The 13,855-nt window shown below is 45.5% G+C and carries 11 protein-coding genes and 1 pseudogene; all 12 read left to right on the forward strand.

Annotated features, from left to right (window positions below; translation table 11 throughout):
• Positions 1-339, forward strand: a pseudogene (locus tag Q0K03_RS03375) (ribonuclease J); the annotation flags it as partial.
• A 49-nt stretch (positions 340-388) separates the two neighbouring features.
• Positions 389-1,246 (forward strand): metallophosphoesterase, encoded by an 858-nt coding sequence (locus Q0K03_RS03380; protein ID WP_297237723.1) that lies wholly within the window; start codon positions 389-391, stop codon positions 1,244-1,246.
• A gap of 15 nt (positions 1,247-1,261) precedes the next feature.
• Complete coding sequence (locus tag Q0K03_RS03385) at positions 1,262-2,518, forward strand: FtsW/RodA/SpoVE family cell cycle protein (RefSeq protein ID WP_297237725.1); 1,257 nt, start codon at positions 1,262-1,264, stop codon at positions 2,516-2,518.
• Positions 2,499-3,053 (forward strand): 16S rRNA (guanine(966)-N(2))-methyltransferase RsmD, encoded by a 555-nt coding sequence (rsmD, locus tag Q0K03_RS03390; protein ID WP_297237727.1) that lies wholly within the window; start codon positions 2,499-2,501, stop codon positions 3,051-3,053. The genes Q0K03_RS03385 and rsmD overlap by 20 nt, the downstream gene beginning before the upstream one ends.
• On the forward strand, positions 3,046-3,525 hold the full coding sequence (coaD, locus tag Q0K03_RS03395; RefSeq protein WP_297237729.1) for a pantetheine-phosphate adenylyltransferase: 480 nt from the start codon (positions 3,046-3,048) through the stop codon (positions 3,523-3,525). Before rsmD ends, coaD begins: the two co-directional genes overlap by 8 nt.
• Positions 3,518-4,201, forward strand: a complete 684-nt coding sequence (gene rnc / locus Q0K03_RS03400) for a ribonuclease III (protein ID WP_297237732.1) — start codon at positions 3,518-3,520, stop codon at positions 4,199-4,201. Before coaD ends, rnc begins: the two co-directional genes overlap by 8 nt.
• Before the next feature lie 14 nt (positions 4,202-4,215).
• A complete protein-coding gene (locus Q0K03_RS03405; protein WP_297237734.1) occupies positions 4,216-8,505 on the forward strand; it encodes a PolC-type DNA polymerase III in 4,290 nt (1,429 codons plus the stop codon).
• 39 nt (positions 8,506-8,544) lie between these two features.
• The gene (locus Q0K03_RS03410; RefSeq protein ID WP_297237737.1) at positions 8,545-9,720 is read left to right on the forward strand and encodes a phosphopentomutase; all 1,176 of its coding nucleotides are present in this window, start codon (positions 8,545-8,547) and stop codon (positions 9,718-9,720) included.
• A 158-nt stretch (positions 9,721-9,878) separates the two neighbouring features.
• Complete coding sequence (locus tag Q0K03_RS03415) at positions 9,879-10,814, forward strand: NlpC/P60 family protein (protein ID WP_297237739.1); 936 nt, start codon at positions 9,879-9,881, stop codon at positions 10,812-10,814.
• Between the two features lie 63 nt (positions 10,815-10,877).
• Entirely contained in the window at positions 10,878-12,104 is a 1,227-nt protein-coding gene (gene glyA / locus Q0K03_RS03420; protein ID WP_297237741.1) for a serine hydroxymethyltransferase, read from the forward strand.
• Positions 12,038-12,574, forward strand: coding sequence for a 23S rRNA (pseudouridine(1915)-N(3))-methyltransferase RlmH (locus Q0K03_RS03425; protein WP_297237743.1), 537 nt, complete (start codon positions 12,038-12,040; stop codon positions 12,572-12,574). The genes glyA and Q0K03_RS03425 overlap by 67 nt, the downstream gene beginning before the upstream one ends.
• Before the next feature lie 83 nt (positions 12,575-12,657).
• Entirely contained in the window at positions 12,658-13,842 is a 1,185-nt protein-coding gene (locus tag Q0K03_RS03430; protein ID WP_297237745.1) for a phosphoglycerate kinase, read from the forward strand.
• Positions 13,843-13,855: the final 13 nt, after the last annotated feature.

Below are 13,855 nucleotides of genomic sequence, written 5' to 3' on the forward strand. Positions count from 1 at the left end.
AACGGACTGGTATCGGTGATCATTGCCATCGATTCGAAAACCAACAAGATTCTTATGCGTCCGGTGATCGTAAGCCGCGGTTTCGTATTTATCAAAGACTCGCAGGGATTGATCAAAGAAGCGGAATTTATCGTTCATAATTCGTTGATGGAAAAGATGAAGGAAAAGACGACGTTCTCGGAAATCAAAAACTGTGTCCGTTCGACCCTGGAACCTTATTTATATAAGAAAACACATCGAAATCCGATCGTGATCCCTGTGATCATCAACTCCCGTCAGACGATGGAAGAGATCCATCAAAGACGGCAGGCAAAACGAATTCGAAAGAAAGAAGAATAGGCTTCTTTCTTTTTTTTGTACAATCTATGTTAAAATGATAGGCGGTGATATGATGACAACTCTGCAAAAGCGGCTTTTGATCACGATCAGTATATTGACGGCGATCATGGTTTTTATAAGTGCGAATTTGTTTTTTGCGTTTTCGATCAATCCAAATCAGCTTCAGGTTCGCTATCAGACCATCGAAGATCAAAAAGTTTCAAAAGATATGGGGATCTTTTCCATTGTTTATTTTACGGATCTTCAATATGGGACATTTGAAAATGATCAGCGATTGGAAAAACTGACCTCTACCATTGAAGAACTGGATCCATCGGTCCTGGTGTTTGGGGGCGATCTCTATGATGATCAGTTTACGCCGGATGAAAGTTCCAATCAGAAATTGATCAAAGCTTTTAATTCAATAGAAGCTCCTCTTGGAAAATTCTGTGTTTTAGGAGAAAAAGATATCAATGATGAAAACCGGTCGAAAGCGGTGCGTTCGATCTATGCCGCCAGCGGCTTTGAGATTCTGGAAAATTCCAGTGTTCGCCTTACCAGCCAGAATCATTCCAGTGTCCGTTTAACAGGACTTTCCACGACACCGGACTACAATATCCTGTCGACAAATTCAAATGAAGAATATAATATAATAGTCTCACACTATCCCGATAATCTAATGGATGAAAGTTTGGCCTCGGCTTCGATCTCACTTGCGTTAGCGGGAAATGCACATGGCACCCAGATCACCTATCCGCTTCTTGGAGCCTATAAAAAAGCGGAAGGGGCTACCCAATTGAACCGTGCTAAAAGCGAAGATCTGGATTTTCCGATTCTTCTTTCGGACGGCGTTGGGTGCACCGATGTGGATGCACGATTGAATGCGGATCCGGAGATCCATTATTTATTGTTTTCAGGTAAGAATTAGAGATTGAGGGAATCTATGGCAAAGACGAAAAAGAAAAGTAAAAAATTACCAAAACCACCGGTGATCCAAAGAATCCGGCGTGCTTTTTCACTGATTTCAAAAAGCGACCCATGGATCAATGTCTCGGTTATGATCCTGGTGATATGCGGAACGATTATGATCGTCAGTACAAAAGTGGGAGAAACCACGACCGATTCCATGGTGGTGTTGACGACATTTATCAAACAGCTTATTTTCATTGTTCTATCGTATTTATGCATGTGGACCATCAACCGGCTCTTTAATTTCAAATGGTTTACACACTTAGAGAATCTGATTATTATTGTGGCGTTTTTCCTGATGCTTCTTCCTTTAGCTTTCTCGGCTTCTGGAGGGTCGCATGCCTGGATTCGTTTGCCGGGCGGTTTTACGATCCAGCCGGCCGAGTTTGCCAAGCCGTTGATGATCATGGTTTGTGCCAGCTCGTTGTATCAGGCGCATAAGAATCCGAATATGACCAAAAACTGGCGATTCTTATTTCGAAAGCCTTTCTTTTGTTGGGCGTTGATGATGGTCGGCATCGTTTTTCAGCACGACTATGGAACAGGATTCATTATCTCTACGATCTTTTTTGTATGTCTTCTTGTACCGGCGTACTCCAATATCCGTCAATTTCAAAAATTTTTGAAATGGGGGATCGGCACCCTGGTCGTGGCTGGTGTTCTCTTGTTCTGGGTAACCGATATAGGAACTTCCATCATGGAACACACTCCGCTTGCCCATATCGCGACGCGTATTGAAAATGCCAAAAACCCTTATACCGATGTGTATGGAGAAGGCTACCAGCCTGTCAATGCCCTGTATGGAATCGGCAGCGGGGGCTTGTTTGGAAGAGGAATCGGCGGCTCTTTACGAAAATACGGATATCTGACCCAGGCCGATAACGACTATATTCTGGCTGTGATCATCGAGGAAACAGGAATCTTTGGGTTTGGACTTTTGGTGCTCTTATATGGAATCTTGCTGTTCAGGCTGTTCTACTATGCCTTCAAGACGCATTCCTTTACCTATAAAACGGTGCTGACGGGAACGGCCGCCTACTTGTTTGTTCACTTTTTCCTGAATGTAGGCGGGGTGTCTGGATTGATCCCATCAACAGGGGTTCCCTTACTGTTTATCAGTAACGGAGGTTCTTCTTTGATGGCCATCTTTGCGACCCTGGGCCTTTGTCAACAGTGTATTTCTCAGATTCGAATAAAGGAGATGAAGCCCCGTGCGTATCGTCGCAGGTAAATATGGCTCCCGCATATTAGTCAGTGTGGAAGGCCAGGAGACTCGTCCGACTTCGGATAAAGTCAAAGGAGCGGTGTTTTCCAGCCTGGGCAACTTGTTTGACGGCGGCAAAATGCTGGACTGTTACAGCGGGACAGGGAATATGGCTTTAGAGGCGATTTCCCGGGGCATGGATCAGGCTCTTTGTATCGATTTTAATAAAAAAGCAATCCGCGTCATTGAAACCAACATCAAAAATCTGGGTCTTCAAGATCAGGTCAAAGCGATCCAGGGGAATGTTTTTTCGATTTTACCCAGACTGGAAGAAAAATTTGATTTGGTTTATATCGATCCGCCGTATAAAAAGGAAGAAAACGAAAAATTGTTGAAGATCCTGGATGAACAAGATCTGGTTCAGGACCATGGGGTCGTAGTGATTGAAAGTATGGCCTCGCAAAGTTTTTCCCAAAAGATCGGCCGTCTTGTTCAATATAAGGAGAAGACGTACCGAAACACCAAGATCACGTATTATCGAAAGGAAGAAGAATATGACTAAAGCTTGTTTTTGCGGAACATTCGATCCTTTGACACGGGGGCATCTCGATGTGATCCAGCGGGCTTCCCGTCTTTTTGATCAAGTGTACGTCTTTATCTGTGTGAACAGTGAAAAAAAAGAGACATTTTCAAAAGAGAAACGGTTAGAGTGGTTAGAGAAAGAAACCCGGAATATGGGCAATGTCATCTGTCAGACCCATGAAGGGCTGACCATCGAGGCCTGTCATAAAGTGGGCTCTTCCATATTAATTCGGGGGATCCGCAACATCCTAGATTTTGAATATGAGAAAAATATAGAAGCGATGAATCGTAAAATAGATCCTTCCATCGATACAGTCTATTTGATCACGGATCCCGAATATGCTCATTGTTCCAGCTCCAATGTCCGCGAATTGTTGAAGTATGGGCAGGATATTTCTTCTCTGGTTCCTGAGTGTGTTGCCCGTGATTTGAAGAGGTGTGAAAATGAATAAATTTACCGAATGGCTGGAAGCCAACGGCTATAAACCCAACGAAGAAGCCGTTTATGAAGAAGCGTGTACGCATTCCAGCTTTGCCAACGAACATCAAAAAAAGGGAAAAGACAACGAACGTCTGGAGTTTATGGGCGATGCCGTACTGCAGGTATGGAGCGCCGATCAGCTCTTTCATATGGAACCTATCCTGCGGGAAGGGCAGATGACCACTCTTCGGGCTCAGACGGTCTGTGAAGCGACGTTAGCCAAACTGAATAAAAAACTGGGATGGTATAGGTATTTGAAGCTGGGAGTCGGTGAAGAGAAAAACGGCGGCCGAAACCGTGACAGTATCCTGGCCGATCAATTTGAAGCGTGTTTAGGAGCCATCTATATCGATCAGGGATATGCTTCCTGCGACCGGTTGCTCAAGGAATACATGCTTCCTTTGTTTACCAGTGAAAAAAGTGAAGATGTAAAAGACTACAAGACGCATCTTCAGGAAGTGATCCAGGCAGATACCCGGAAAACGATACAGTATCGCTGCCTTGAAGAAGTAGGTCCAAGCAATGCCCCTACTTTTACCATGGGGGTCTATCTGGATGACATTCTGTTAGGAACGGGAACCAGCTCGACCAAAAAGAAGGCGGAACAGCTGGCCGCCAGGGATGCTTTTACTAAAATGGTCAAATAGGAAAGGAGGGCCCTATGGTTTGGGAAAGTATCGGAAATTTTCTTCCGGAAGAATTCAAAACGTATTTTGAAAACGCAGAGTTTGAAAACGGACCCCTCTTTCATATCAAAAAGGAGCAGCTTGAAATCACCCTTCGGGTCGATAAAGTGCTGCCCTTTGATGTCTATGCACAGTTATTGCACAATCTTAAGATCCAGACCCATGTTCATGTTGATTTGACGATCCATGCCCTGGATGCAGCATGCGATATGGTCAATCTTGATCAGTATGTTTCTTACTTTGTGGAAAAAGATAGCGAGCTCAAAGAGTTCCGGTTTCTTCATCCTTTCCAGGAAGAGGATATGATCTGTTTTTCGACAAAGGATGAATCCCGATTTTCCGGCTTGAATCGCAAGCTGTCCAGACTGATCGAACATCTTCAGAAGGTAGGGATCTTCATGGAGCTTTCATGCAAGCGGATCGAAGATGACAAAGCCATCGAAACGCAGCACATCGAACTTCCGGAAACGGTTTTGCCGGTCAAAGAAGAACCCAAGCGTTCTTACCGTAAGGAAGAAACGGTGGAATATGCGATTGGTGAACTTCAGGTGGGCATGCGTGCTGCCGTGATCGAAGGGCATATTTTTTCGATAGAGAACCGCGTCATGAAATCGGGGAAAACACTGCAGATGCTGTACGTTTCCGATTATCAGGATGCGATCGTGTGCAAACGGTTTGAGAGTGCCCGTACGCCTTTGGAAGAACTTCAAAAGGCAAAAAAGGGAATGAGCGTTCGCCTGAAAGGCGAAGTCGTATACGACAGCTATGCCAAGTGTGATTCTTTTATGATCCAGTCTTTGGAAGAAATCAAACCCGCCAAGCGAAAAGACAATGCCGATACCAAACGAACAGAATGGCATGTGCATTCCAATTTTTCAGAAATGGACGGGGTCTGTTCCATTGAAGAATATATTCAAACGGCCTACGACTGGGGAATGGATGCCATTGGAATCTGTGATCATCAGGTCGTGCAGGCTTTTCCAATGGCGCAGCATAAAGTCAGCGCTTTGAACAAACAAGATCCAAAGCGGGAATTTAAGATGCTTTATGGCTGTGAAATGAATATGGTCGATCCGGAATACAAGATTCTTTATAATAACGATCATCGCTCTTTGGAAGAGGCGACCTATGTAGTGTTTGACCTGGAGACCACAGGACTTTCCAACCGTCTGGATGAGATCATTGAATTTGGGGCGGTCAAGATGAAACATCGCGAAGTGATCGACCGCAAACAGATGTTTATCGATCCTAAGCGCCCGATTCCCGCCAGCATTACTTCACTGACGCATATCTCTCAACATGATGTGGAAAATCAGAAAACAATCGAAGAAGCCTTAAAAGAGCTGCTGGCTTTTATCGGGGATTCGATTCTGGTGGCTCACAACGCAAGCTTTGATGTGGGCTTTATGAATGCAGCGTGCCAGAAATGCGGCTATGAAAAACTGACGAATCCAGTGATCGATACCTGGCCTTTGGCCCAGGCTCTGCTTCCAGATTCCAAGCGTTACAATCTGGGAAGTGTCTGCCGTTATTATGGAGTCAGTTATGATGGCGAAGGGGCGCATCGAGCTGACTACGATGCCGAAGTTCTTTCGCAGGTCTTGTGCCATATGCTCAATCAGTTTGACACGGATGCCACATTGGATGTATTTGAATCATTAAAAAGCGAAGAAAGCTTTAAGAAAGCCAGGGCGTATCATACAACGGTCTATGCCCGTAATAAACAGGGGCTGAAAGAACTCTTTGAATTGATTACGTTGAGTCATACAAAATATCTGTCCACCGAGACGGCTGCCGGAGAGCCGCGAATTCCTCGGGCTGAATTGGAAAAGAAACGCAAAAATGGCAATCTTCTGATTGGGTCGAGCTGTCAAAATGGCGAGATCTTTGAACTGGCGCATACTCGCGATGCCCGGATGCTGGAAGAGGCCATGGATTTTTATGACTATATTGAGATCCAGCCGTTGGAGTGTTACCGCAATCTGCTTCAGATGCGAAGACGAGGCAAAGCTATTCAGAATGTCGATGATCTGAAAAAGGTCATCGGTTATATATTGGATGCCGCCAACAAGAAAGAAAAACTGGTGATTGCCTCCAGCGATGCCCATTATGTTCATCCGCATCAAAAACGGGTGCGCGATATCTATATCAATGCCAAGGCCATCGGCAATGCCCGTCATCCTTTATATCTATACGATGAAAAACAGCGCCGGGCGACGTCCGCTCCCAACCAGCATCTTTTGACCACCGATGAAATGCTGAAGGCCTTTGACTGGATGGATGCGGAAGATGCGTATCGAATCGTTGTAGAGAACTCCAATAAACTCAAAGCGATGACAGAACCGATCTATCCAATCAAAGACAAACTGTATCCGCCGGATATTGAGGGATCGGATCAAAAATTAAGAGACATCTGTTTTGAAACAGCCCATCGGATATATGGTCCTGAGCTTCCGGAAATCGTTGAAAAACGATTGAACCGTGAGCTGGACAGTATCATTGGACATGGATACTATGTGGTTTACTATATTTCCCATCTGCTGGTAAAGAAAAGCAATGAAGATGGGTATCTGGTCGGAAGCCGTGGATCGGTAGGATCCAGCTTTGTGGCCACTATGAGCAACATTACCGAAGTCAATCCGTTAAAACCGCATTATATCTGTCCGCATTGTCATCATTATGAATTTATCGACAATGAAGAGATCAAATCGGGATTTGATCTGCCGGATAAACCGTGTCCTAAGTGTAAAACGATCATGCGGGGAGACGGCCAGGACATTCCGTTTGAAACGTTCTTAGGGTTTGAAGGAGATAAGGTACCGGATATCGATTTGAACTTCTCGGGAGAGTATCAGCCTCGGGCCCATGCCTTTACCAAAGAGATCTTTGGGGAAGACCACGTGTTCCGTGCCGGAACCGTAGGAACCGTGCAGGAAAAAACGGCCTATGGTTATATCAAGGGCTATGAAGAAGAAATGGGAATCGAAGCGTTCAGTGAAGCCAAACGTGTGGATCTGGCCAAAGAATGCGAAGGGGTCAAACGAACGACCGGCCAGCATCCGGGAGGAATCGTTGTGGTGCCTCTGGATATGGACGTTCATGATTTCACCCCGGTCCAGTATCCGGCCAACAATCCTAACGCGGAATGGAAAACCACCCATTTTGATTTCCATCAGATCCATGACAATATCTTAAAATTCGATATTCTTGGACATGTCGATCCGACCGCTATGAAGATGCTGGAAAGGATCACCGGCCTGGATGTTCGCAAGATCCCAATGAATGATCCGGACACCATGGCCATCTTTTCCGGACTGGATTCTTTGAATATCGACACCACCCGTTACAATGAGATCACCGGAGCCGCCGGGATCCCGGAGTTTGGAACTAAATTTGTGCGCGGGATCCTGGAAAAGACAAAACCGACAACCTTTGCCGAACTGGTCAGCATTTCCGGTTTGAGCCATGGGACGGATGTCTGGTTAGGCAATGCCGAAGAGCTCATCAACAACGGCACCTGTGTGTTAAGCGAAGTTATCGGGTGTCGTGACGATATCATGGTGGATCTGATCCAGATGGGATTGGAGCCCAAACTTGCCTTTACGATCATGGAGAGCGTGCGTAAGGGAAAAGGTTTGAAGGAAGAATGGATCGAGGCCATGAAAGCCAACAATGTACCGGACTGGTATATCGATTCCTGTCTGAAGATCAAGTACATGTTCCCGAAAGCCCATGCGGTAGCTTATGTTATGATGGCGGTCCGTATTGCCTGGTTCAAGGTCCATATGCCGATTGCCTACTATTGCATGTTCTTTAGTATTCGCTGTGATGCTTATGATATCCAGACGATGATCCTGGGAGAAGAAGCGATTCGCCAGCGGATGACGGATATCAAGCGGGCCAAAGAAGACAAGACCCAAAAGGTCAGTGATAAGGAACAGGCCATCTATGATACGCTGGAACTGGCTTTGGAGATGGCTTGCCGGGGATACAAGTTCTCCAATGTATCGATCCATCGTTCGGCGGCCAGTGAGTTTATCGCCGATCCTAAGGATCCAAACAAGATCATACCGCCGTTTACCAGCCTGGACGGCCTGGGGGACAACGTTGCCCGGTCCATTGTCAAGGCGCGGAATGAGCGGGCCTTCTTATCCAAGGAAGATGTTCTGAAAAGAACGCAGCTTTCCAAATCGTTGCTGGATCGCCTGGATGCGATGAACGCTCTGGAAGGCTTGGATGAAGAAAATCAAATGACCTTATTTTAACAGCGGCTTCAGGCCGCTTTCTTTATAGAGAGGTAGCTTATGAAGTATAAACGCATATTTGTGATCGTGATCGATTCTTTAGGCATTGGAAATGCCCGGGATGCCGAAGACTTTGGGGATCAGGGAGCCAATACTTTTGTTCATATAGAAGAAGCCATGCCGAATCTGAAGATTCCCCATCTGACTGAGCTTGGATTAAAGGATCTGGTCTTTCCTGTTAAAGAGCAACAAAAGGGATATGCTCTTTCCTTACAGGAAAAAGGACGGGGCAAAGATACATTGAGCGGTCACTGGGAAATGATGGGACTTGCGGTCGATCAGCCGTTTCAAACTTTTCCTAACGGATTCCCCAAAGAATTGATCGATGAGCTTTCCCGAAGGTGCGATCATCGAAAGATCATAGGAAATAAAGCGGCCAGCGGGACGCAGATCCTGGAGGAGCTGGGAGAAAAAGAGATCCAGGAAGGAAGTCTGATCGTTTATACTTCTTCGGATTCAGTGCTGCAGATATGCGGCAACGAAGAAACCATGGGACTGGAAACATTGTACCGTTATTGTGAGATTGCCAGAGAACTGACCCAGAGGCCCCAATGGAAAGTAGGACGTGTGATTGCCCGGCCGTATGTAGGAAAGAAAAAAGGCGAATTTGTCCGCACGGCCCATCGTCATGACTACGCCCTGGCCCCCTTTAGGAAAACGGCTTTGGATTCTTTGAAGGAACATGGGCTGGATGTCATAGGAATCGGAAAGATCCATGATATTTTTGCCGGGCAGGGAATCACCCAGAGCTTTCGTTCGCAAACCAGCGTTCAGGGCATGGAACAAACAATCGAATGGGCAAAGAAAGAGTTTACGGGATTGTGTTATGTCAACCTGGTGGATTTTGATGCCTTGTGGGGGCACCGCCGGGATCCGATAGGTTACGGAAAGGAACTGGAGACGTTTGATCTTCTTTTAGGAGAGCTGATCGATTGTTTGAGTGAAGAGGATCTTTTGATGATCACGGCCGATCATGGAAACGATCCTACTTTCAAGGGAACCGATCACACCCGGGAAAATGTCCCGTTGATGATGTATTCGTCCGGCTTGAAAAATCATGGGATCTTGCCTGGGGAATCTTCCTTTGGCTGTGTCGGTGCAACGATCCTGGAAAACTTTGGACTGGCAATGCCAGAGGGGACATGCGGAAAAAGTTTATTCAAACATTTGAAGTAAAGAAAGCGCTTTTATAGCGATATATAAAGCAGAACAGAATAAATTATGTGAAAATTGTGAAATCGCATAATGCCTTTACAAATGCATCTCTTTTGTGTATCATGGCAAACTGTGTACAATTTTTGTTCACAAATCATGGATAGAAATGGGGGAATACCATGATAAATAAAAGAAATGTTGTGTTGGGACTGACTCTGTTGTTCAGTGTTGGTGTACAAACCATACCGACCTATGCTTTGGAGAAGGAAGAACAGGTGTGTCATATCAATGATGAAAGTTCATTGGTTGATGTGCTTTCCAGCTTGTATTCCGTTTCGCTGGAGAATATCGAATACAAGACGACAAGAAATAAAACTTTGATCTACGAAAACGACGAAATGAAGATTCGTGTTCAGGGTTTGGATTTAAAAGAAGAAGGGGACCAGAAGATCTCGGTCACCTATGGCTTAAAAGATCCTTCAAAGTCTTTGAAAAAACTGGGGATCGAAGATGTTTCCAATGTGAAAAGTGAGTTTACCATTTATACGGATGTTCAGGTGCAGGATATCCAGGCTCCCAAGATCCTTTGTGACGATTCTTATGAAATCATGCAGGGAGAGGATTTTGACTTAAAGGAACAAATTGAAGTCAAAGACGATTCGAATGTGGATGTCAAGATCAGCGATTCTCTGGATACGGAAACCGTAGGGACCTACGATGTGAAGATCACGGCAATCGATGAAAGCGGGAATACATCCAACAAAGAGGTTTTTGTTCATGTCAAGAAGAAACAGGACCCTAACTTTTATCAAAATATCGCCGATGCGGCCCTGGCACAGTTAGGGGTGAATCAGGACTGCACGATGCTGGTGACCAATGCCTTAAGGGCGGTGGGTATCAATTACCATGGAGCTCCAGAATCGTATCTGTCTTTAGGAGAGCTCACCTCAAACCCGGTTCCCGGAGATATTTGTGTGTATCAGGGACATGTTGCGATCTATATCGGAAACGGGCAGGCCGTTCATGGCGGATGGAACGGTTACACGACCGTGGTATATTCTGTCCAATGCGCCAATCCGCTGATTGGATATGTGCATGTGCGGCAGCCGTCTTAGAAAGAGGAACACTCTTTCTTTTTTTTTGGTTTATGATAAAATGACACAAACAGGAGGTGCACTATGCGCGATTTAGAAATGTTTTCCATCATTGAAAAAGAAGAACAACGTCAAAAAGGAAATATTGAGCTGATTGCCAGCGAGAACTTTGTATCCAAGGAAGTACGGGAGGCACAGGGCAGCGTTTTGACCAATAAATATGCCGAAGGCTATCCGGGCAAGCGCTACTATGGGGGCTGTGTCAATGTCGATGCGGCCGAAGATCTGGCTCGAAAAAGAGCGTGTGAGCTTTTTCATGCGGAACATGTCAATGTTCAGCCTCATTCCGGATCGCAGGCCAACATGGCGGTATATAATACATTGCTTACCCCAGGGGATACCGTTATGGGAATGGATCTGGCTGCCGGAGGACATTTAACGCATGGACATCCGATGAATTTTTCCGGAACGTATTATAATTTTGTACCTTATATGGTGGATCGAAAAACGGAAAGAATCGACTATGATGCCTTGGAAAAGCAGGCGATGGAAGTGAAGCCGAAACTGATCGTTGCGGGGGCCAGTGCTTATTCCCGTATCATTGATTTTGAACGTTTTGGCAAGATCGCCAAACAGTGCGGAGCGTATCTGATGGTCGATATGGCGCACATTGCCGGCCTGGTGGCTGCCGGTTTACACCCAAGTCCGATCCCTTATGCGGATTTTGTGACAACCACAACGCATAAAACTTTACGGGGGCCTCGAGGCGGTATGGTTTTCTGTAAAGAAGAATTTGCCAAGAAGCTGGATTCCAAGATCTTTCCGGGAATGCAGGGCGGACCTTTGGAACACGTGATTGCCGCTAAAGGAATCTGCCTGTTTGAAGCGATGCAGCCTTCTTATAAGGAATATATGGAACAAGTGTTAAAGAATGTACAGGTTATGGTCAAAGGATTCAAAGAAGCCGGCTTCCGTATCGTATCGGACGGCAGTGACAATCATCTTTTGATGGTGGATGTCATGGCCAGTCTGGAAATGACAGGAAAAGAAGCCGAGAGCCTTCTGGATCTGGCTGGGATCACAGCCAATAAGAACACCATTCCTTATGACACTCAAAAGCCGTTTGTGACCAGCGGGATCCGTCTGGGCACGGCGGCCATGACCAGCCGCGGTTTCAAGGAAAAAGAATTTGAACAGGTGACAAAATGGATCGTGGAAGTCCTTCAGGCTAAGGATGAAGCGGTATGTGCCAAAGTGAAGGAAGAAGTGCTGAAGCTGACCAGTCAGTTTCCTGTGGAGGCCAGGGTTTGATCACGCTTCTTTGCGTAGGACGAAATAAAGAAAAGGCTCTGCGGCTTCTTCAGGAAGAGTATGTCAAAAGGATCCTTCCTTTTTCCCGTATCGAAGTAATTGAGGTCAAAGACGAGGCCAATATTCACACGGACCGTGAAAAAGAAGCGGATAAGGTCAAAGAGCTGGAAGCAGACCGGGTTTTGGAAAAGATCAAGCCAACCGATCATGTGATTTTGTTGGATCTGCATGGACAAATGCTCGATTCCATGCAGCTTTCCCAGAAACTGGAAACCTGGAGCATGCACCACTCGCATCTGGTGTTTGTGATCGCAGGTTCTCTGGGGCCGGGCAAACAGCTGGTTCAAAGAGCGGACTATCGCTGGAAGCTGAGCGATCTGACTTTTACGCATTTGATGACCCGGATCCTGATATTGGAACAGATCTATCGGGGCTATATGATTTTAAATGGACGTTCTTACCACAAGTAAGAGCGTTTTTTTTATGGGAACGCTAGGAAATCAAAATTTCAAGTGATATAATAGAGTCGCTTAGTACAGTAGGAGGAATTGAAATGTCTAAAAGAACTGTAAAAGACCTTCAGGTATCTGGAAAAAAGGTCATTGTACGTTGTGACTTTAACGTACCTCGTAAAGACGGTGTGATTACAGATGATAACCGTATCGTAATGGCTTTGCCGACCATCAAATATTTAGTGGAAAACAACGCAAAAATCATTTTGATGTCTCATTTAGGTAAAGTAAAAACAGAAGAAGACAAGGCAAAGAACAATTTGGAATGTGTAGCGGTTCGTTTGCAGGAACTGCTTCCAGAAACAAAGGTAACTTTCTGCCCGGTAACACGTGGACCGGAATTGGAAGAAGCCGTAAATAATTTAAACGATGGCGAGATCGTTTTGATGCAGAACACTCGCTATGAAAAAGGAGAAAGTAAAAACGATCCTGAGTTAGGTGCTTATTGGGCCAGCTTAGGGGAAGTATTCGTTGAAGATGCTTTCGGTTCTGTTCACCGTGCGCATGCTTCTACTGTAGGAATCCCTACAAACATCAAAGAAAACGGATTAGGCTTCCTGGTAGAAAAAGAAGTAACGATGTTAGGAAAGGCTGTGGATGAACCAGCGCATCCATTCGTTGCGATCATCGGTGGATCCAAAGTTTCCAGTAAGATCGATGTCATCGATAACTTATTGAAGAAAGCTGACAAAGTTATCATCGGCGGCGGTATGGCTTATACTTTCATGAAAGCACAGGGCGGAAGCATTGGTACTTCTTTGGTTGAAGATGACAAATTAGACCTTGCCAAAGAATACCTGGAAAAAGCAGGAGACAAACTGGTACTTCCTGTAGACAATGTATGTGCCGATGCCTTTAGTGAAGATGCCAATACACAGGTATGCAAATCCGGAGAGATCCCTGAAGGATGGATGGGATTGGATATCGGTCCAGCTACGGTAGAATTGTTCAAGGAAACGCTGGCGGGAGCCAAGACCGTTGTATGGAACGGCCCAATGGGTGTATTTGAAATGAAGAAATTTGCCAAAGGTACAGAATTGGTTTGCCAGGCTATTTCTGAACTTCCAGATGCGATCACTGTAATCGGCGGTGGAGATTCTGCTGCAGCCGCTAAACAGTTAGGCTATGCCGAAAAATTCTCTCATGTTTCTACCGGAGGCGGTGCTTCTTTGGAATACATGGAAGGTAAGACATTGCCAGGTATCGCTATCATCAGCGAAAAGTAAGAAAAGAGGAAAA

The sequence above is a fragment of the uncultured Faecalicoccus sp. genome (genome assembly GCF_944327125.1).
Lineage (GTDB): Bacteria > Bacillota_I > Bacilli_A > Erysipelotrichales > Erysipelotrichaceae > Faecalicoccus.

What these genes read in the sequence shown, in the direction of transcription:
- Q0K03_RS03380 (WP_297237723.1), top strand. Translation starts at nt 389, where the DNA reads ATGATGACAACTCTGCAAAAGCGGCTTTTGATCACGATCAGTATATTG.
- Q0K03_RS03385 (WP_297237725.1), top strand. Translation starts at nt 1,262, where the DNA reads ATGGCAAAGACGAAAAAGAAAAGTAAAAAATTACCAAAACCACCGGTG.
- coaD (WP_297237729.1), top strand. Translation starts at nt 3,046, where the DNA reads ATGACTAAAGCTTGTTTTTGCGGAACATTCGATCCTTTGACACGGGGG.
- rnc (WP_297237732.1), top strand. Translation starts at nt 3,518, where the DNA reads ATGAATAAATTTACCGAATGGCTGGAAGCCAACGGCTATAAACCCAAC.
- Q0K03_RS03405 (WP_297237734.1), top strand. Translation starts at nt 4,216, where the DNA reads ATGGTTTGGGAAAGTATCGGAAATTTTCTTCCGGAAGAATTCAAAACG.
- Q0K03_RS03410 (WP_297237737.1), top strand. Translation starts at nt 8,545, where the DNA reads ATGAAGTATAAACGCATATTTGTGATCGTGATCGATTCTTTAGGCATT.
- Q0K03_RS03415 (WP_297237739.1), top strand. Translation starts at nt 9,879, where the DNA reads ATGATAAATAAAAGAAATGTTGTGTTGGGACTGACTCTGTTGTTCAGT.
- glyA (WP_297237741.1), top strand. Translation starts at nt 10,878, where the DNA reads ATGCGCGATTTAGAAATGTTTTCCATCATTGAAAAAGAAGAACAACGT.
- Q0K03_RS03425 (WP_297237743.1), top strand. Translation starts at nt 12,038, where the DNA reads ATGTGCCAAAGTGAAGGAAGAAGTGCTGAAGCTGACCAGTCAGTTTCC.
- Q0K03_RS03430 (WP_297237745.1), top strand. Translation starts at nt 12,658, where the DNA reads ATGTCTAAAAGAACTGTAAAAGACCTTCAGGTATCTGGAAAAAAGGTC.